This is a genomic window from Mesorhizobium sp. M0074 (genome assembly GCF_040322975.1).
GTDB lineage: Bacteria > Pseudomonadota > Alphaproteobacteria > Rhizobiales > Rhizobiaceae > Mesorhizobium.
Map to the genome: position 1 here is coordinate 47,756 of NZ_JAMYUM010000031.1, position 18,364 is coordinate 66,119.

An 18,364-nucleotide genomic window follows, 5' to 3' on the forward strand; every position below is an offset into this window, starting at 1 on the left:
TCCGTTAGAATGAGCGTTCGAAACGCAGCATTCCGCCGACACTGCTCTTCTTGTTGGCGTTGGTCCAATTCATGTTGGAAGCGCCGTCCACCTTGCCGACGGCGAAGTTACCGTATCGGCCATAGTCGAGTTCCGCCGTAACTGTGAAATCTGGAAGAAACGCATACGCGACGTTTGCAGCGACACCATGGTTCTTGAGCTGATTACCGGAGAGCTGAAGGTTGAACGAAGTTGTCTCGTTGAGTTTGTAAGTGGCGCCAGCCCAGAAAGCCCAGTTCCCGCCCCAACTCTTATAGAAGCCGCGACCATGAGCGTCGATGGCGTTCGTGGAGTCGTCGTTGAGCTTGCCGTTGGAACCGTAGCCGAGCATTCCGAACAGCAACAGTTCGTTGGTGACATTGATGTCGACACGGACCTTGGCGGCCACCGATTCGTAGTTGCTATCATAAGCGGCAACGCCGGTGATCGCGCCCCAGCCATGTGTGTATTTCAAGCCGCCGACTACGTGCGGTGCGTAGCTGTCGATTGTGCCGACCACGCCCGAGCCTTCTTCGAGCGAAACCACGGCCGAAAAGCCGTTCCCGGCGTCGAAGTAGTACTGAACCACATTGGTATCGAAAGAGCCGTACGGAACCGGCGTCTGGTTGAGTACGTCACCCGCGCCGCCAATAAACATGTCGAAGGCCGACCAGTCCTTACCAACTCGGAGGCCACCAAGCTGAATCCAGGCGAAAGTCAAGGTGCTGTCTCCGTGGAAGGCATAGGACCGAGAACTGTCCGAAACCGAAGTGTGGCGGTTGCCGAAGTTCATGCGGGTTTCGGTGTAGGTCTTCAACGTGCCGAGTTCGGTCTCCTGGCCGGTCCAAGTTTTCAATGTGAAGCGCGTGTTGTTTTGCCATGTGCCCTGATGCTCACCAGTCCTCGCATCCGAGGTTCTTGCGTGATCAAACAATCCGACGTTGTAACGGACAGAGCCGCCGATTCGCAGGCAGGTCTCGGTGTCTGAAATGTAGACGTAGCCCGAGCCGTAGACGTTGCAGATCTTGACGTACTCAGTCGGGTCAGGCTCGGCGGCGGTGGTGACGGCGCGAGCGTTGGAAACGGCAATCAGTGCCGCAGTTGAGCCGAGGAGGAGGCTCCTAATGGTCATTGTCGATCTCCGCTTTAATAATAAAGTGATGGACACGAGTGATTCTGAGAACAACTTTGAAACGCGCGCAGTTGTGCTGGGCCGTCAGCTAAGCCCTGAAGGAAGGACTAGAATGTACTCTGGTCATTGTTGTAAAATATTTGGTTTTAGCTGCCGATAACGTAATTATCGCCGAAATGGAGGTGTGCAAAGTTTTGTACAATCATCACAGTCAACTCAGCTGGTAGAGGTAGGCGTCACAAACGGTCCTGCATTCGACCGCAAATGACGTGCCAGCCTCACGACCAGCTGCGGCTTGAAGCTCAATTGTGCGGGCGGACCTTGGTTCGCACTTCCTTGTTTTTGCCTTGCGGATCCACCCAAGCACGAACGGAAAACGTTTCGGCTACGGTTCGACTGTTCGCTTCGCGACAGTTTCGTTCATGGGGAGAGCATTGTTTGTGGTGAGCCCGACGTTGAGGCATCATGCGGCGGGACCGCTCGGCACGACGCCGTCATTTCGGCGAGCTGATGGTCGACAACTACGCGCTGCAGCCTTGCATCAAAGCCAGTAGGGCGCCTGCCTTGGCATTGCGGCGGACAGGACTGTCGCGCCGAGCAGGTTCTCGTCCTGAAAGCGGCGCGCCACAGCTAATGCATCTTGCCAGCAATTCAAACAACGAGCTCATCGACATGGCAGAGTTCACTAAGGGGGCCGGCACTATCTGGCGAGCAAAATCTGGTCCCAAGCCCGTATGTCTCGCCCATTGCGGCAGCTGCGCTCAGTAGAATCTCCGAGGCGCAGGTGAAGGGAAGGGATGGGATAGTCGAACAAAAGGGGCGCGTGAGGGTCTGACGGATCACCATCATCAGTCGGTGACCAGGTGCTCAGACCATCGCTGTCCAGCCTAAGACTGAACGGCGCCCATTGCTAAAAAGATCTAGATTCGAGCCCAAACGGAACGGACTGACATAGCGCAAGGACCCAGGCGGGCGCGGTGGGTAGGGTTGGTTGCTATCAGTATGGGATTGTGCCTTTGCAGACCACGAAATTTCGAGAGGCCCGGCTGCCTTGGTACACTATCTATCCGGCTGTGTCGGAGTTCTCCGGGGCGGTCGGCGCCGAGGCTTATGAGGCATGGCTCAGGAACCTGCCGGCTGAGGATCCGGTGTCACTCTATCTGCACGTTCCGTTCTGCCGATCAGCCTGCTGGTATTGCGGCTTCCCAACCACCATCACCCGCCATGATGCGCCCATCCTCAACTATCTGGCGGCGCTGCGTGACGAGATCCGTCTGGTTTGCGAGCGAGTGCCGAAGACGCTGCCCGTGAGCGACATACATTTCGGCGGCGGAACGCCGTCTCTCATCGGACCAGCCGAGTTCCTCGCTCTGATGGAGTTCCTGCGATGCCGCTTCGCCATCTCGAAAACAGCTACGGTCGCCATCGAGATCGATCCACGCACGCTCACGCCCGAGATGGCGGAAGGCTTGGGAGCGGCCGGCGTGAACCGCGCGAGCCTGGGCGTACAGAGCTTCGATCCCATTGTTCAAAAAGCGATCAACCGAATCCAGAGCGAGGCCCAGACGTCGGCTGCCGTGGAAATGCTGCGCCGGCATGGAGTAAACCGGATCAACTTCGACCTCATCTACGGCCTGCCGCGTCAAACGGTGGAGTCGTGCGTCGAGACGGCGAGGGCAGCGGTCGCCATGCGCCCCGACCGGCTTGCCTTGTTCGGCTACTCGCATATCCCATCCCAAATAAAGAACCAGCGCCTCATCGAGGCGGAATTTCTTCCCCACAGCGCTGCCCGCGCTGAACAGCATGCGGCTGTCGCCGTGACGCTGGTTGCCGCCGGCTACCGAGAGATCGGGCTCGACCATTTCGCCTTGCCGCACGACGAGCTCGCGCTGGCACAGGAAACAGGTCGCTTGCGACGTAACTCGTTGGGCTACTCTGCCGATACCTGCAGAACCCTGATCGGTTTCGGCGCGTCGGCTATCGGCCGCATCGGCCAGGGGTACGTTCAAAACGAAGTTACACGGGATTTCTACATCCGGCACATCGCAGCTGGCCGACTGGCGACATCGAAGGGCCATCGCCTCACAGACGACGACCGCGTGCGAGCCGCAATCATCGAGCGATTAATGTGCGATTTCGAGGCTGACGTGCCGGCAATCTGTGTCGCCCACGGATCTGATCCGATCCGTCTTCGCGGTTCAGATGAGCGTTTGGCGATGCTGGCCAAGGACGGAATAGTGGACTTCGAAAACGGTTTTGTCCGCGTACGGCGGGAGCATCGCTTTGGGATTCGCGCTGTCGCTGCCGCATTCGATGCTTTTAGGGATGGCCTTACGTATCCCGCAGGTGAGGGCAAGCACACAACACGGAAGCTAACACAGGGAGTATCTTTTGCCGGAGAGAACGAGCTGCCATCGTGCGGTGCCCGATTAGTAGTGAAGCGCCGTAAAATGCCGACATAGGCGAGGTGAACTCGACCGAACGACGAGAACAGCCTATCCAGTGTGTTGTCGGCAGTTCGAAAAACAAGGGCTTCTAAGCGGTAAACACATGCTAATCCATTTGATTTACGGGCCGACCTGCAGCGGCAAGACAGACGTTTCAATTTAAATTGGACGAGAGATCGGACGGCCGGTCATTGCGTTGGATCGTGTACAATGCTGTCCTCAAATCGCTACGGGCAGCGGGCGTGCCTCGGATTCCGAACTGCAATCTACCCAGCGGGTTTACTTGGATACGCCCCCTAACCGCGGGCACATCCACGCCGTGACTGCCCGTAGTAAGCTGATCATGCACGTGGACGAGCTTAGATCTCAGCCTGGGCTCACTCGAAGCCGGCTCGATCTCCCTTCTCAATTCACATGCGCGAGTCAGCATCGGGCTGGCGCTTTCAGTGGCATGTAAGGCGGTTGCGGCTCGGCAACTCCGATGCCTTTGTAGAGAGAGCAAAGCCGGTTGTGTGCGTCAAGTTCTGCAAAATGGGGCGGCCATGATGCTGGTCATGCGGCTTGGCGCAGAGCGAGCTTCTTGTGCTCGCGCATGGTCGTCCATGTTGATGTATCGGTTGGCCTCCATCCAGTTTTCATTGGTCTCGACGGCCAAGGCCCTGACCAGGCGCAGGCAGCTTTCGGTGTTGGGGAAGATGCGCACGACATAGGTGCGCCGGCGGATTTCCTCGTTGAGCCGCTCCAGCATGTTGGTGGATTTGAGATGCTTGTGGTGCTGTCTCGGCAGCCTGAAGAAGGTCAGGGTTTGTTCGATGGCATCCTCGGCCCAGCCTGTCAGGCGCGGATAGCGTGCCGACCATTTGGCAAGCCATGCGGCAAGATCAGCCCTGGCCTCTGCGAGATCGCGCCGGTCGTAGAGCCAGCGCAATTCCTGCAGGCAGTCGTCGCCGTGCTTCCTCGGCAGATGATCGAGCGCGTTCCTGAGGAAGTGCACGTAGCAGCGTTGCCAGGCGGCTTCGGGGATCACCTCGCCGATTGCTGCCACCAGGCCAGCATGATCGTCGGACACGACCAACTCGACGCCCTTGCTTGACGGCAGCGCTGGCGGTCTTAACTTCAGTCTTGGTCATGGTGGCGTTCCTTCGCGGGAATCAGGTGACGTGAACAATCACCAGCCTGCCATGACCGCCCCCTCTCAGCGAATTTGCAGAACTCTCAGCACACTACCCCGACGTACTCACCCGGATAGTCCCGGCGATCCAGACGACCTGCTGCTGCCGTGCCGGAGCGGATCAGCTCGACGAACTCGTCGCGGTAGGGGTCGACGCAAAACGAATACGACAGCGTCATCGACACTTCGCGCCCAGCGGCATGCGCCAGCCGCGCGGTCTGCCGAATCGCTTGCTTGGCGCGCGGCGGGTCCCCCAGATAGCCCTCGAAATAAGTGACCTTGGTGCCCGAAGCCTTGTCCCGTTCGACATCGTCGGGGCCGAGTTCGAAGCAGGCGCCGAGATAAGCGCTCGCCATCGGGCGTGACGAAGATCATCGAGCATGCCGTCGGTGGTTGTCCCACTAGCGGTTCGGTGTCGAAGGCGACGCCCTGGGCGTGGATGTCGTGGGCGTAGATCTCGCCGAGAGGTCGTTCGACACCTGCCGAAGAAGGCGGCGCGCCCGCCGAAGCTGCCTACGCCGGCGGCGGTGTTGCCGGCGCTGCATTGCCGATGCAAAGAACGTCATAGTCCGGCGTCAATGTCTCCGCTTGGGAACCCGCCGGCCTTCTTACCACGCCGGCCGGGCGCGGGTCTGGCAAGTGGGCTTTCCTTTTGCCAATGCGTTCTCCCGGCCCTCACGGGGCGGCGAGTCCCTGCACCTGAGGCTACATGGCAGCCGTGGAGATGACCTCAGCAGCCGCGCCCGATCGGAAACCTTAGCACCTCCGCGCTTTGGCGTGGCTGCTTGAACTCTTCGACGGCAACCGCCTCAATTAGCAGATCCAAGGCTTCGCGGCCCCTTTGACTCATCGGGTCATCCCCACAAAGGTAGTCATACGCTCGATCTAAATGCCCTCGGGCGGCGGAAAAATCGCTTGTCATATCATAGAACCCTCTCTATCCGCCCGCATTGCCGTTTACGAGGTGAAGGTAGTGCAACTCGTCAATATATACAGACAAATTTGAATTAAATCGGTGATGATCATAGAGGTCGAGTCCCCGACCTGATAGCGCCATCGAGCCCGCCGACGACCACTCGCTGGCGCTCACGGGCGCGGCGCTGAGTGGCCTGCCGCACATGCACAAGTCCTTCAACCTGCCGCCGCTTCCCGTCATATTCGCGGCGCGGCCATTTCACTATCTGGATGGTCTGCCGGCCGCGCGGACAACGCGCCTGGCCCAGGAACTCGACGCCCTGATCCGCTCGCCGAGCCGATCATGGGCGCCGGCGGCATGCTGGTGCCACAGGAGGATTATTTTCCAAAGGTTCAGGCGGTGCTGCGCAAACACGACATCCTCATGCTGTCCGACGAGGTGGTCTGCGGCTTCGGGCGATCCGGCGACAATCTTTCCGGTTCCGAGGAGAAGTGGCTTAAGATCGTGAGCGCCCTATGCTTTTAGGTTTCCGGAAAAAGCTTCGGAAACAGCGCGTCCAGAGCGTCCGCCGGAAAGCGTAGGGACACTGGGCCCTTTGGCGTTTCCGACGCCAATAGTCCGAGCGCGATTACGTCATTGAACAGTCGACGCGCCGTACGTTCGGGTAGTCCGCTAATACGGGATGCCTCGCCGCGGTCAAACTCACCGCGCGTGAGCGCTTCCTCCACGAGGCGGCCGGCTTCGGGCTTCAGACCACTGCGCTCCACATGGCGATACAGCCGCTTGGCCAACGTGTCGAGATCGAACAGTCCGGTCATGAAGCTCACCTGATCGATACACGCCTGCAGGAACCATAAGGTAAAATCGCCGAGCGCGCGTTCGGAGAGGTTGCCACGTCCGTCGAGATCACCCTGGCGGGGCATATCGGCATGATCCATCATGCTCTTGTAATCCATTCGGCTTTTCACGCCACGTGCCAAGCCTCGTGAGATCGACCACAGCCCGTGCGCGGCGATCCCGGCCTGATGGGCCATGGCGTGGCTCATCAATCGGCTGACGCGTCCGTTGCCGTCCGGAAACGGGTGAATGTAGTTGAAGCGGTGATGCGCGGCAGGAATGGTCAGGATGCGTCCGGCCTTGCCCAGCTTATCGAAGCGATAACGCATGGCAAAGTATTGCATGAAATCGTTGACGCGATCGCTCGAAGGCGGTTCATGCCGGCCGATGGCGACGTCATGCTCTGGCTTCGATCGCCACTCACCTGGCGCCATGACGAACTCACGGCCGGCACCCTTGATGGTCAGCATGGGCGCTTCGGCATCGCGATAGAATTCCGCGTGCAGCCATCGAAGAAAACCTACCGATGCTGGTTCCGGCAACTGCCCATCGGCAGCCAGGCGGTCGATCTCGGCTTGCAGGCGAACGTGCGCGGCCGCCTCGAGCTGCAGATTGCGGCGGTTCTCGTCTCGATCGAAGTTTCCGACCAGCGCCCGTTCGATGTCGCGCGGGCGCGTATCGTGGCCTTCGATCAGGTTGCTGTAGTAGGTGTTCATGATGCGCACGAGATCGGCTAGAGTCTTTCACGTTTTGACGGAAGCGTATCCGGCGTTTGCGAAGTAGTTCTTGCATTCGCCGGGTTCGATCGTCGCAACGAGGTGGCCGATGTGGCGCCAAGTGTCCTCGACGGTACGCTTCTGAGCTTGTCGCATCCAATGCTTGATCTTGGCGAAGGCCTGCTCGATCGGGTTGAGGTCGGGGGAGTAGGGTGGCAGGTACCAAAGCCTGGCGCCGGCAGCCTTGATCATCTGCCTGATCGCCGCCGACTTATGACTTCCCAGATTATCCATGACGACGATGTCGCCGGGTTTCAGCACGGTGATGAGCTGCTGCTCGACATAGGCGCGGAAGCATTGGCCGTTGATTGGCCCGTCGAAGACGCAAGGTGCCGCGAGCCTATCGCAGCGCAGCGCGCCGAGGAAGGTCAGCGTGCGCCAGTGGCCGTGCGGGGCCAAGCCGCGCAGCCGCTCGCCCTTCGGCCCCCAACCGCGCAGCGGAGCCATGTTGGTCTTGATCCAGGTCTCATCGATGAAGACCAGATGCTGCGGATCGAGGCCGGCCTGCCAGGATCGCCATCGCTGACGCCTGCGGGCAATATCGGCGCGCGCCTGCTCAAGGGCGAACAGCGTTTTTTTTGAAGCTCAGGCCCTCGCGCCTCAAGAACATCCAGACCGCGTTGTGCGAGACCTTGACCCCGCGTGCGGCCAACTCATCCTTCAAACCGTGCAGCGTCAGATGCGGTGTCTCACGTATACGCGCCTCGATGAAGGCACGGTGCGGCTCCAGCAACCTCTTGCGATGTCCACCCATCTTGCCCGGCGCGACCGAGCCGGTCGATTGATGGCGCTGCAACAACTTCACCGCCGCCGAAACCGAAATGCCGAACCGTTTGGCGGCCGACCGGCGGCTCTCGCCACCCAAAACCGCCGCTACAACACGTTCGCGAAGATCATTGGAAAGAGGTCGGGTCATCCGATGCTGGCCTCCACTCCAGCCAGCATCTTGAATCACAAAACAGATAAATCTGGAATCCCCTTTGATTCCGTCAAAGGGGGAACCGCTCTAGGTTGGCTGCGGTACGCGAGTGCAGGCTTTTGCCCAAAACAGCCGACGTCGCCGACAGCTCTACCAGCGCATCCGAGATAGTTTCGGATACATCGGGTAGGCGTGCCGGTTCGATGCGCTGTACGCTCTCTTCCATATTGGCCGATCTTGGGTTCCGCCAAATGCGTGATTATAAACTTAAATTTTCAGTTGACCAGATTGTTTGGCCGATCTTCTGGCCGATCGTCGGCATGCGGACTTGCGGGCCTCGGCACTGCCACCGCTGCCAAGCTTGGACACAAATCGATGCTGCCGATGATGATCATGGCCGATGTTCGGCAGGCCTATCGCACTGACAACTATGCACAAACCGTAATTGGGGGAGCCATCTGGCCGATGCTTTGGCCGATCTATGACGATCGGCCGGACTCAGACAGGTTCGAGGTGGAAAACAGGCAGCTTTAAACATGGTTCTGCCTCGGCCAGCGCAAGATTCGCCTGGAGCTTCGCTTATGCTGTGTGAGCTTGTTCTCTCGCGCCCGGTCCATTTGTCATTTTTAAGTGCGTCGGACTGCCAGTTGATCGCGTTCTGACCCGACTGGGAGTTCAAGTTTGACCTGAAACTGACTGGGTGCTGGATGGCAGGCTTCATCCCCACCGGTCTGATATGACACAACGTCCCGGCCCCGAGGCTAGGCTGCAATCTCGTATGGCTTCTATGCGCCGTTCTCTTGGAGCGTGTTGCGGGCTTGGTCTGCTCAACCTCGGAGCTCAACGCTTCACGGCGTTAGGATGAGCGTTCGAGGCGCAGGATTACTGCCGACACTGCTCTTCTTGTTCGCATTGGGCAGTTCCCGTTGGAAGCTTCCATCTTGCCGACTGCTGAGTTTGGAGTCGCCGTAGCTGTGAAATCGAAAAGAAGCCCATAGGCAACGTTTGCCGCGACGCTACTGAGAGCTGGTCACCGGGAGAGCCGAAGGTAGAACGAAGTTGTCTCGTTGAGCTTGTATGTGGCGCCAGCATAGAAGGCCCAGTTCCCACCCCAAGGCTTATACAAACCGCCACCGTTAGCGCCGATCGCGTTCATGGCCTCGTCCTTTTGGCAGAGATCACCACGGTCGCTAGCTGGCGAGCAAAGTCCGTCCCAGTGCTGCATTATCTCGTCGGATCCGGCAAGCTGGCAGAATTTCCCAGGCGGAGCTGACGGGGAGGGATGGTGGGAATAAAACGGTGCGCGTGAGGTCTCGGCGGGAACAGCCAAGACATCTAAGCGGAACGGACTGGCATAACGCAAAGACACAGGCGAGCTCAGCGGCAAGGTGGTTTGTTATCACCATGGGACGCCTGCCGCGTCAAACGGTGGAGTAGTGGGTCGAGACGGCGAGGGCAGCGGTCGCCATGCGCCCCGACCGGCTTGCCTTGTTCGGCTACTCGCATATCCCATCCCAAATAAAGAACCAGCGCCTCATCGAGGCGAAATTTCTTCCCCACATCGCTGCCCGCGCTGAACAGCATGCGGCTGCCGCCGTGACGCTGGTTGCCGCCGGCTACCGAGAGATCGGGCTCGACCATTTCGCCTTGCCGCACGACGAGCTCGCGCTGGCACAGGAAACAGGTCGCCTGCGACGTAACTCGTTGGGCTACTCTGCCGATACCTGCAGAACCCTGATCGGTTTCGGCGCGTCGGCTATCGGCCGCATCGGCCAAGGGTACGTTCAAAACGAAGTTACACGGGATTTCTACATCCGGCACATCGCAGCTGGCCGACTGGCGACATCGAAGGGCCATCGCCTCACAGACGACGACCGCGTGCGAGCCGCAATCATCGAGCGATTAATGTGCGATTTCGAGGCTGACGTGCCGGCAATCTGTGTCGCCCACGGATCTGATCCGATCCGTCTTCGCGGTTCAGATGAGCGTTTGGCGATGCTGGCCAAGGACGGAATAGTGGATCGTGTCCCGCGGCGTGGTGTAGCTGGCGGCATTAGTCGCCGTGCTCTCCGGCATGGGCCGGGCTGATCAGCGCGCCACGGCTGGCAGGCTGATCAGGGGATCATCGCTCATCTGGCTGATCGTTTCCAGAGTCATATATCTGGCCCGCTGCACTGCCCATTCATCGTTCTGTTCGAGCAGGATTGCGCCGACGAGGCGCACGATCGCATCGTCGTTCGGGAAGATTCCGACGACCTCGGTGCGCCGCTTGATCTCGCCGTTGAGACGTTCGATCGGATTTGTCGAGTGGAGCTTGGCGCGATGTTCCTTGGGGAAGGTCATGTAGGCCAGCACGTCGGGCTCGGCGTCGTCCATGATTGTCGCCAGCTTCGGCACCTTCGGCCGGATCTGGTCGGCGACGGCGCGCCATTGTACGGACGCGGCCTCGGGCGTTTCCTGGGCGAAAGCGGTGGCGATGAAGGCTGAGACGACCCTGCGGCCGCTCTTGCCGGCATGGGCCAGCACGTTCCTCATGAAGTGGACGCGGCACCTCTGCCATGTCGCGCACAGCACCTTGGTGACGGCCGCCTTGAGGCCTTCGTGAGCATCGGAGACGACGAGCTTGACGCCGCGCAGGCCGCGACGTGTCAGCTTGCGCAGGAACTCTGTCCAGATCGGCTCGGCCTCCGAGGTGCCAATCTCCATGCCCAGTACCTCGCGCCGGCCGTCCGCGTTGACGCCGACGGCGATGATAACGGCGACCGAGACGATCCGCCCACCGCGGCGGACCTTCAGGTAAGTGGCGTCGATCCACAGTATGGCCAATCGCCCTCGATCGGCCGCTCGAGGAAGGCCTTCACCTTCCCGTCGATCTCCTCGCACAGCCGCGAGACCTGGCTCTTGGATATGCCGCTCATACCCATGGCCTTGACCAGGTCGTCAACCGACCGGGTCGAGATGCCTTGCACATAAGCTTCCTGGATGACGGCGGTTAGCGCCTTCTCGGCCATGCGGCGCGGTTCGAGGAAACCTGGGAAGTAGCTTCCCTTCCTGAGCTTCGGGATGCGCAGCTCGACCGTGCCGGCCCGCGTCTCCCAGTCCCGGTCGCGGTAGCCATTGCGCTGGGCGAGCCGCAGCGGGTTCTTCTCGCCATAGCTGGCGCCGGTGGCCGCGCCCACCTCCCTTTCCATCAGTCGCTCGGCGGCAAAGCCGATCATCTCCCGCAGCAGATCGGCATCCGGGGTCTTCTCCACGAGCGTGCGCAGGTTCATCATGTCGTCGGTCATCGGTGGTCCTTCCGAAATGGGTTGGCGTCAACAACCAAACCCTACCGGAAAGCGCCGATGACCACCCACACGCCGCTCGCTCGCTACAGCGCTACTAACGGCGCGCTCGTGAGCGGCTTCGCTACCGCCGAGCTACACCACCTGATGGACACGACCGAATAGCGAATAGTGGACTTCGAAAACGGTTTTGTCCGCGTAGGGCGGGAGCATCGCTTTGGGATTAGGGATGGCCTTACGTATCCCGCAGGTGAGGGCAAGCAACACACGGAAGCTAACACAGGGAGTATCTTTTGCCGGAGAGAACGAGCTGCCATCGTGCGGTGCCCGGTTAGTAGTGAAGCGCCGTAAAATGTCGACATAGGCGTTGGTGAACTGGACCGAACGACGAGAACAGCCTATCCAGTGTGTTGTCGGCAGTTAGTTCGAAAGTCCTGCTACACCCGATCCGATGCCTCTCAACGCCGAGGCCGCACCTCCGTGCCGAAGCCGGCCTTCCCAATGGTGGGTCGAGCCGTCGCTTACCCCGTGCTTGCCTCACAGATCCGCGACCGAGAACCCAGCCTCATGCTCCCGCCCTGCCGGGGCCTAGGTCCATCAAGCATGAAAGGAACACGTCGGAACCTGGGATATCGCTTGCCCGGCCGGGCGGCGATAGCCTTGTCGGGGCAGCGAGGAGCCGTAGCCGATGATGAACGCACAGGAGAAGTCTGGCGTGAATGGGGCGATGATTGTCAAGCTTTGCTCTCGAGTCATTTCGTCAACCATCTTGCGTGACCGATTGGCGACCATCTCCTCGTCCCGACCTTATATTACCCGTCGCCTGTCGCCGCCAGCGCGCAGTGACTTGTCAAGGATGGAGGCCCGCAGACCCCATCGCGCGGCGACTTGTCCTTGACGGTCACGAGCACGGCGGCAGGTTTGCCGTGGTCGGGGAGCCCTTCCTTGGGCGGAAGCCGACGACAGTTTTCGAGGGGAACTCGCCATGAGCCGGGTGCGCAGAGATCGTCCGACGCTCTTGTATTTGCTGGATCCCAGCCGGCTCCGCCTCCGACTGCCTCGGTAGCTCGGTATCCTGAGCGCGTCGGCGGCATCATGCCATTATCATCCTACGAATTGCATGCTCCATCGTCCTGGACGAGACCGGTTTGGCTAGCCAAAGGACGAAGGTCTGATTACCAGATGTGATCGGCATGGGGTCGCTTCCACCAACGACGATGATGGGCACCGTCATCAGGGTGGTACGTACGGCTTCGGGCTGTCCTGGCCCGAGGAAAGTCGCTTTATCGAAAATTAGGAGGTCGGCTGCCTTCCCGCTCTCGATCCAGTCGCAAAGACTCTCGAAGGTCGCGAAGCCGACCGGCTTATAACCCAGCGCGGCGATCTTATCCTTGTAGATCTCCAACGCTGCTGGATCGGGGTCAACGACTGCAATGATTTCTCCGTTGCCAAGTGATCCATCGCATGGGCCGAAAGCGCTATCAGCTCTGACCTGCTCCTCAGCGCAGGCCGGTAAGTAGAGATCGAAGCGTGTACCTCGGCCAACAGCCGAGGTGACGTCAAGGCATCCTGCGAGCGCGCTCACATGGCGGTCCACTGCAGCAAGACCCAGTCCGGTCCCGCCGACGCGAGAGCGCGTGGTAAAAAAGGGCTCAAAGATATGCGGAAGCACCGAACTTGCGATTCCTTGGCCATCGTCGCTGATGGAGAGGAGAACGTAATCTCCCGGTTTCAAGTTGCCCTTAGCCACGGGCTTCGTTTGACAGACGTGAGCGCGAGAAACGCTAATCTCGACACGGCCCTCATTCAAGAGAGCCTCCGACGCGTTCTTGCATAGATTCATAAGGATCTGCTGTATCTCGGTCGGGCTGCCCTCGATCACCGTTTGCCACTCGTTGATCTTGAGGTTCAACTGAACATCCGCACGAAGTGTAACCCGCAGCAATGGCGCGAGATCCATTACACTCTCCGAGACGTCGAAAGGCATCGTCACGCGCTTCCGATTTCGGCTTAGTGACAAAATTTGATCAATAATCAGTTTGGCTCGGTTGCTGGCCAAGATAATTTGGCCGATGTGGCCCCGAATTCTCGAGGGGCGACGCACAAGACCTTTAGCCATCTCTGCGTAGCCGACTATTGCTCCTAGAACATTATTGAATTCATGTGTAACGCCGCTTGCGATTGTGCCGACAGCCGTCAGCCTTTCCGCATGCTCCCATCGACTCTCAAAAAGGTTACGTTCCGTGTGTACACGTTGCATTTCAAGATGGTTGCCTAAACGCACAGTAGCGCTCGCCAGAACCAGGAGGTCGTCTGTGGAGGGTGGTGAGCGATCTCCTTCAAAAACAAGGATACAAACCGCAGCCTGCTGATCGGAGGCCCTGCAACCAACAATTTGACAAACACCGGTAGTGCCTACGGCAGTCCGAACCACTTCCGACGCCGGAACGACGCGAAACACTGGCTGTTCCGGGTGTACAAGTGAGACGACTTCATGGATTAGCGTGGCGTTCCAGACGCGCATGCGCTTGTTCGCGACAAAGTACTCGGTATTCCTGCTGATACTCGGATCCACCAGAGCAAGCGCGCATTGATCCGCATCGAAAACGCATTGAATGAGTCTAAGCGCTGCTTCGGTGGAGAAGCGCCGCGAAGCCTTCGTTGCTTGACTGTCGATGAAACAAGCTTCGATCTCACTCATCGCCGCTTCAAGCTCTAACCGCCTTTCCAACCGGTTCGTCCGCACATGCAGCGTGGAGGCTCGAATGGTCGCAAACAAGCAGAGGCATATGGACACCAAGCCAAAGAAAAGTCGTGTACGCTGCGCTTGCGCGCTGGCGAAGCTGTAGGCTTTCAGATGTTCTCGCTCCAATTCGGCAGCCTTGGCGAACGTGTCGAAGGATGGGATCCGATTGACAGCGCGGTCCAACCTCAACATTGAGGACAGGATAGCGCGGCCCTCGCGGGCAACATCCTCCGTGACTTGGTCCTGGCTAGGAGGAAGTCGGCGGAGAGACTGATCGATTTGTAATGCGAGGCTGAATCCCGGTCTGGCCGAAAATTGAAGGATCAGATTGGAAAATTCAGGCCTGTTCGACACTCCCCCCCGAAGGCGATTAGCCGAGCGAGCAAAGCGTACGAGAGAGCTTTGCAGAAGCTCATTTTGCGCGGCCGAGGCCGAGATGGCAGCTTCTGTGTTTTCGAGGGAATTTTTGAGCTGTGCAACCAACCTGGAGTGCACCCCGGAGCTCTCATTGGGCGAAATCTCAACAAGGCGTTGGTAGTTTTGAAGGTTCCTTTTTAATGCTTGCCCGGTAGAAGCAACGGAACGGAAGTCCAATACCATGTCGGCGCGGGCGACGTCTCGCTGGAGCAATGCGTAGTTGATCTGAATCGTCCGCAGTTCGCTTAGGACCGCCTCGTTGATCTGGGGGTCTTGCCACTGTATCGCGACCAAGAGCGCGACCGAGGCCACTAGGGCCATTACAGAAGCTTTGTCGGTACTGAGCCATTTTTCCCAAACGAACGGCGTTTGATCCGCGGTGCGTGCCTTGCGAAGGTCCGATTTGAATTCTAGCTCCCCATCGCGTCGGTGTGCGGCCGGATGCTGCTGGAACAGGAAAGCCAAGTGTACCTCTCCCCTCAAATAGGCGGTGTAGACGCCGTTGCACTCTGCCCCCATGGCCCGCTGACCTTCCATTGATTCGCGGGCGTTTCGACCTCGACGGCGAGGCGGCAGCACAAGGCGGGCAACTGATCGCAGTTTTCGGAACTGGTCTTCCGAGAGATCATCGAAGGGGCATACAAGCGCACGCCTGCAGCAGCCGAGGATGATACCGGTCGGTCAAACGCAACTGGCGAGGGCCGGATCTGCTGTTGGCTGGCAGCTAACACTGGCGGGGCGGCGGCCTCAACTCCGGCGTGCCTAGAGCCGGCTGCTGCGAAAGCGTCCGACACGCTTCCCTTGGGGTCATCCCGTCCAGCGGGCATCCTTGGATCGCTGAAAAAAGACGAGGCGGCTTGATGATCCTGCCCTCGCTGAAGCACCTCGCGAAACCCCTGTTCCAGTCGCTGAAGCACCTCGCGAAACCCCTTTTCCAGTCGCAGAAGCTCCTCTGGACCGGTAGGCGGCTCGTCAGCTCGACCATCGAACAGCGGCCGGAGCGCCTCGGACACGTGCTGCTCAAAGCCCACTCGCCGGGCCTGGACCGCTTGCCCGTCTTCCAAGCCGGCGTCCTGCACCTGCGACAAAGCTGTTACACGGGATGGATTACTATTTCGCGGGTCCATACTAGCCTCACATCAAACTGTATCGTCAAAGTCCTGCGCCAATTCACACAGCGGGTCATCGAGTTGAGATTCTGCGGAGAGCGCCTCCTCTGCTCCCATCAAGGGCGCCGGCTCCGGGAGGGCGCCTGTCTGGCTTTCAAAGATGCGTTTCAGAATGCGATCCGAGAAATAACGCACCTTCCTCAATTTTAATGGTGGCAGACCTTTGATGAGAACAATCTCGTAGTCGTCATCGAGCAGCCGCACCTGTTCGGGACGCAACAGCGGTGCACCTTGATGTGAATTCTGAACGTTCCAATCGAACGTTCGCGCCTGGCTGTAGGAAATCGATTGGGCTTGAAATGTGAATCCACCGATAGCTTTGGAAATGTAGTTCGGAGTCTCGTCATCTACCTCGATGTTCCTAGAAGCGCGCCGGCAGCCCGGGCGGGGGGCTTGGGGTTAGACTGCCAGCGCACGCCACTCATAAAGAGCGGCCTCTTTTCGCGGTTCGGACACCCATAGTCAACCCGGCAACGTCTGGATGCCCGCTGTGCTTTTTGCAGAGCGGCGATGCCGGGCATATCGGCCGATCCTGTCTAGGATGGTGTGGCCACTCTCGTCGGCCGAGTTGATGCTCCAGCCAGTATCGCCTTGCCGACCAGCATGAGTTCGCCGTTAGCAATCCATCGTTGCGAGCCGAGACCGAGGTAAAAAGCGCGTGTTATCGACTATGTAGCTGACGCTCCCGCTGACGCCTTCGAGTGCGCACGCTATGCCCCGTTCGCACCCTCTTGTGAATAGTACTGCCCCATGCACCTGAAACCGCCTCCTGGGACCAGGCTTGCTCAAGCCCTTGATTCAACACGATTGATCCGACGCCAAGGGAAGCGGGTTGTGCGACCGGTGCTCGACGTCCGGCATCATCTGTCGCTTTGCCGCTCCATACGAGCGAAGCTAGTCGGTGATCATGCGCTTCGGCGCGAGCCCCTGCTTCTTCCACAGCCGCGTCAGCAAGCGCAACCTCTCGCAGGGTGCGCTCTCAGAGTTCGTTCCTGCGCAGCGGCCTTGTTATCTCGATACTGGATAAGCGTCTACGAACCTACGCGCCGCATAACGAGCTTTGTTGCGCTGGTCGGTTCCGAAGGGTGGCTCTATGCATCGCAGTGGCGGACGCGAAATCCTCACCATCCTTCTGCATCGCGCTATTTGGCTTGCCGAAAACCCAATTTCGCCGGCACGCTGCCGCTGAATACCATGATCATCTCGCATTCTTGCTATGGAGACTGTCGTCCTTGCTGGGCGCGCGGCTGCCGGCGACGAAAGCGGGTTTATTCATGCAACACCCCTTTTTGGCAGGCAAGCTGGTGGACCTCGGGATGTCGGGGGCGAATATAGCGAAGACTCCCGCCGCTCGCTGATGCATTCTGGACGCAACCGCATCGAGCCGATGTGTTCGAGACGCTTCGCGGCTGCAGTCGCCGAACGATGGCGTGGTTATGCGACCTGTTCGGCATGGCTACCCCCGTCCAGTCAGGCGTTCACGAAGGTGTTTGTCGAGAGTTCGTGGAGAAAGTCCGCCACTTATCGTTGGCAAGGGCTTTGCTCCGGAGTGGCGATCGGTGCGCTGATCGACAGGCAGGCTCTGGCCAAAATCGAATCCCATATCGCCGATGCCGTCGCGAAAGGCCGCAGAATTCGATGCGGGGGCAAACGCATCGCGCGAATGGCACGTCGAACTATCGGTCCTGTCTCCAGCGAGATGACCATCGCGCAAGAATGAGACATTCGGGCGGCTGGCGCCTGTGATTGCTTCGACGATGCGGATAGGTCGTGCATGAGGCCAACGACACGATCTACGGCCTTCCCCCACATTTGTGCCTTAAACGGAAGCGTGTTTGGCGTGTGGCCGAGGCCTTGGAATATGGCATAGTGGTATGAACACGGGACGCATGTCGTCGGAAGCCGCGCCTTTCGGCCGAGTGAAGCAGTCCGGCATCGGGCGGGAGGGTTCCCGCCATTGCCTCGAGGACTACCTCGAAATGAAATACCTCTGCACGGGCGGCATCTGAAGCATGGGCTTGCAGGGCTCGCAGACCGGTAAACCAGCGAGCCATCTCCAAATATGTGAATTGTGGATTGCTCCTCGACGGGAGCTGAGGGGCGGCTCCGCAAGCCTTACGACGCTCTTTGCGAGCCGTAGCTGCCGAGCTGGCAAAAGGCCGGGCTACGTCGCGCCAGCGCAATCGGCGCGCAGAAAATTAGGCCTACCCGCTCCGGGACCGCGGACCTCGTCAGCTTCTCGTAAGTATGCCCGAGTAGGTTGCTCAGCTGATCTGTGGACGTGAGGCTAGCGTGAACCGGCACAAATTTGACCTATCCAATGTAACAGGTTGGCGGCAGGTGCAGCCCCCGGCATCTCAAGAGCAAGCGGCACAGGCCGGGCAAGAGGGCTTTGAGCAGCGCTCGGGCGAGGCGCGCCAAGCCGCTGCCCAAATTCCCGCCCCCGCCGTTCCGGCTCTGCCAGACCCGTTCCATCCTCATCCGTCTCAGGGAGACCTGAGCCTCATCGAAGGCGCGGCCCCATGGGAAGCG

11 protein-coding genes and 6 pseudogenes are annotated in these 18,364 nt (G+C 59.4%); 7 read left to right on the forward strand and 10 right to left on the reverse strand.

The window, feature by feature from the left end; all coding sequences use genetic code 11:
• Positions 1 to 4: 4 nt before the first annotated feature.
• Positions 5 to 1,150 carry a porin gene (locus NKJ73_RS30595; protein WP_352572137.1) on the reverse strand — a complete coding sequence of 382 codons (1,146 nt, stop codon included), beginning with the start codon at positions 1,148 to 1,150 and terminating at the stop codon, positions 5 to 7.
• A 1,016-nt stretch (positions 1,151 to 2,166) separates the two neighbouring features.
• On the opposite strand from NKJ73_RS30595, the gene hemN reads away from it, so the two are divergent.
• Positions 2,167 to 3,612, forward strand: coding sequence for an oxygen-independent coproporphyrinogen III oxidase (gene hemN, locus NKJ73_RS30600; RefSeq protein WP_352572138.1), 1,446 nt, complete (start codon positions 2,167 to 2,169; stop codon positions 3,610 to 3,612).
• A 181-nt stretch (positions 3,613 to 3,793) separates the two neighbouring features.
• On the forward strand, positions 3,794 to 4,054 hold the full coding sequence (locus NKJ73_RS30605) for an isopentenyl transferase family protein (protein WP_352572139.1): 261 nt from the start codon (positions 3,794 to 3,796) through the stop codon (positions 4,052 to 4,054).
• A 95-nt stretch (positions 4,055 to 4,149) separates the two neighbouring features.
• Here the strand turns inward: NKJ73_RS30605 and NKJ73_RS30610 are convergent.
• The 3 genes and pseudogenes from NKJ73_RS30610 to NKJ73_RS30620 all read right to left on the reverse strand — a co-directional run.
• Positions 4,150 to 4,684 (reverse strand): annotated as a pseudogene (locus NKJ73_RS30610) (transposase); the annotation flags it as partial.
• A gap of 191 nt (positions 4,685 to 4,875) precedes the next feature.
• Positions 4,876 to 5,309, reverse strand: a pseudogene (locus NKJ73_RS30615) (carbohydrate kinase family protein); the annotation flags it as partial.
• A gap of 189 nt (positions 5,310 to 5,498) precedes the next feature.
• A complete protein-coding gene (locus NKJ73_RS30620; protein ID WP_352572140.1) occupies positions 5,499 to 5,690 on the reverse strand; it encodes a hypothetical protein in 192 nt (63 codons plus the stop codon).
• 336 nt (positions 5,691 to 6,026) lie between these two features.
• Between NKJ73_RS30620 and NKJ73_RS30625 the strand changes: the two genes are divergently transcribed.
• Positions 6,027 to 6,209: an aminotransferase class III-fold pyridoxal phosphate-dependent enzyme gene (locus tag NKJ73_RS30625; RefSeq protein ID WP_352572141.1), complete on the forward strand. Its 183-nt coding sequence runs from the start codon at positions 6,027 to 6,029 to the stop codon at positions 6,207 to 6,209.
• Here the strand turns inward: NKJ73_RS30625 and NKJ73_RS30630 are convergent.
• Both NKJ73_RS30630 and NKJ73_RS30635 read right to left on the reverse strand, forming a co-directional pair.
• Complete coding sequence (locus NKJ73_RS30630; protein WP_352572142.1) at positions 6,206 to 7,237, reverse strand: Fic family protein; 1,032 nt, start codon at positions 7,235 to 7,237, stop codon at positions 6,206 to 6,208. The two genes, NKJ73_RS30625 and NKJ73_RS30630, sit on opposite strands and share 4 nt — an antisense overlap.
• Before the next feature lie 27 nt (positions 7,238 to 7,264).
• Positions 7,265 to 8,213 (reverse strand): IS630 family transposase gene (locus NKJ73_RS30635; protein ID WP_352572143.1). Its coding sequence is split into 2 segments (ribosomal slippage): positions 7,265 to 7,876 and positions 7,878 to 8,213, totalling 948 coding nucleotides; the frame shifts between segments, so codons are not numbered across the junction.
• A gap of 378 nt (positions 8,214 to 8,591) precedes the next feature.
• Between NKJ73_RS30635 and NKJ73_RS30640 the strand changes: the two genes are divergently transcribed.
• On the forward strand, positions 8,592 to 8,750 hold the full coding sequence (locus tag NKJ73_RS30640; protein WP_023679701.1) for a hypothetical protein: 159 nt from the start codon (positions 8,592 to 8,594) through the stop codon (positions 8,748 to 8,750).
• Between the two features lie 879 nt (positions 8,751 to 9,629).
• Positions 9,630 to 10,304, forward strand: a pseudogene (locus NKJ73_RS30645) (oxygen-independent coproporphyrinogen III oxidase); the annotation flags it as partial.
• On the opposite strand, the pseudogene NKJ73_RS30650 reads toward NKJ73_RS30645, so the two are convergent.
• The 4 genes and pseudogenes from NKJ73_RS30650 to NKJ73_RS34370 form a co-directional block, all read right to left on the reverse strand.
• Positions 10,305 to 11,503, reverse strand: a pseudogene (locus tag NKJ73_RS30650) (IS256 family transposase).
• Positions 11,504 to 12,593: 1,090 nt separating this feature from the next.
• Positions 12,594 to 15,128, reverse strand: a complete 2,535-nt coding sequence (locus NKJ73_RS30655; protein ID WP_352572144.1) for a two-component system VirA-like sensor kinase — start codon at positions 15,126 to 15,128, stop codon at positions 12,594 to 12,596.
• A gap of 674 nt (positions 15,129 to 15,802) precedes the next feature.
• Positions 15,803 to 16,180 (reverse strand): annotated as a pseudogene (locus tag NKJ73_RS30660) (type IV secretory system conjugative DNA transfer family protein); the annotation flags it as partial.
• 456 nt (positions 16,181 to 16,636) lie between these two features.
• Positions 16,637 to 16,789: pseudogene (locus tag NKJ73_RS34370) on the reverse strand (IS6 family transposase); the annotation flags it as partial.
• A 259-nt stretch (positions 16,790 to 17,048) separates the two neighbouring features.
• Here NKJ73_RS34370 and NKJ73_RS34375 point away from each other — a divergent pair.
• Together NKJ73_RS34375 and NKJ73_RS34380 are read left to right on the forward strand one after the other, a co-directional pair.
• Positions 17,049 to 17,552 (forward strand): hypothetical protein, encoded by a 504-nt coding sequence (locus NKJ73_RS34375; protein ID WP_502897411.1) that lies wholly within the window; start codon positions 17,049 to 17,051, stop codon positions 17,550 to 17,552.
• A 154-nt stretch (positions 17,553 to 17,706) separates the two neighbouring features.
• On the forward strand, positions 17,707 to 17,841 hold the full coding sequence (locus tag NKJ73_RS34380; protein WP_023671820.1) for an aldehyde dehydrogenase family protein: 135 nt from the start codon (positions 17,707 to 17,709) through the stop codon (positions 17,839 to 17,841).
• The last annotated feature ends 523 nt before the right edge of the window (positions 17,842 to 18,364 follow it).

Coding starts and splice junctions, on each gene's coding strand:
- NKJ73_RS30595 (WP_352572137.1), bottom strand. CDS start 1,150: ATGACCATTAGGAGCCTCCTCCTCGGCTCAACTGCGGCACTGATTGCC.
- NKJ73_RS30620 (WP_352572140.1), bottom strand. CDS start 5,690: ATGACAAGCGATTTTTCCGCCGCCCGAGGGCATTTAGATCGAGCGTAT.
- NKJ73_RS30625 (WP_352572141.1), top strand. CDS start 6,027: ATGGGCGCCGGCGGCATGCTGGTGCCACAGGAGGATTATTTTCCAAAG.
- NKJ73_RS30630 (WP_352572142.1), bottom strand. CDS start 7,237: ATGAACACCTACTACAGCAACCTGATCGAAGGCCACGATACGCGCCCG.
- NKJ73_RS30640 (WP_023679701.1), top strand. CDS start 8,592: ATGCTGCCGATGATGATCATGGCCGATGTTCGGCAGGCCTATCGCACT.
- NKJ73_RS34375 (WP_502897411.1), top strand. CDS start 17,049: ATGGAGACTGTCGTCCTTGCTGGGCGCGCGGCTGCCGGCGACGAAAGC.
- NKJ73_RS34380 (WP_023671820.1), top strand. CDS start 17,707: ATGAACACGGGACGCATGTCGTCGGAAGCCGCGCCTTTCGGCCGAGTG.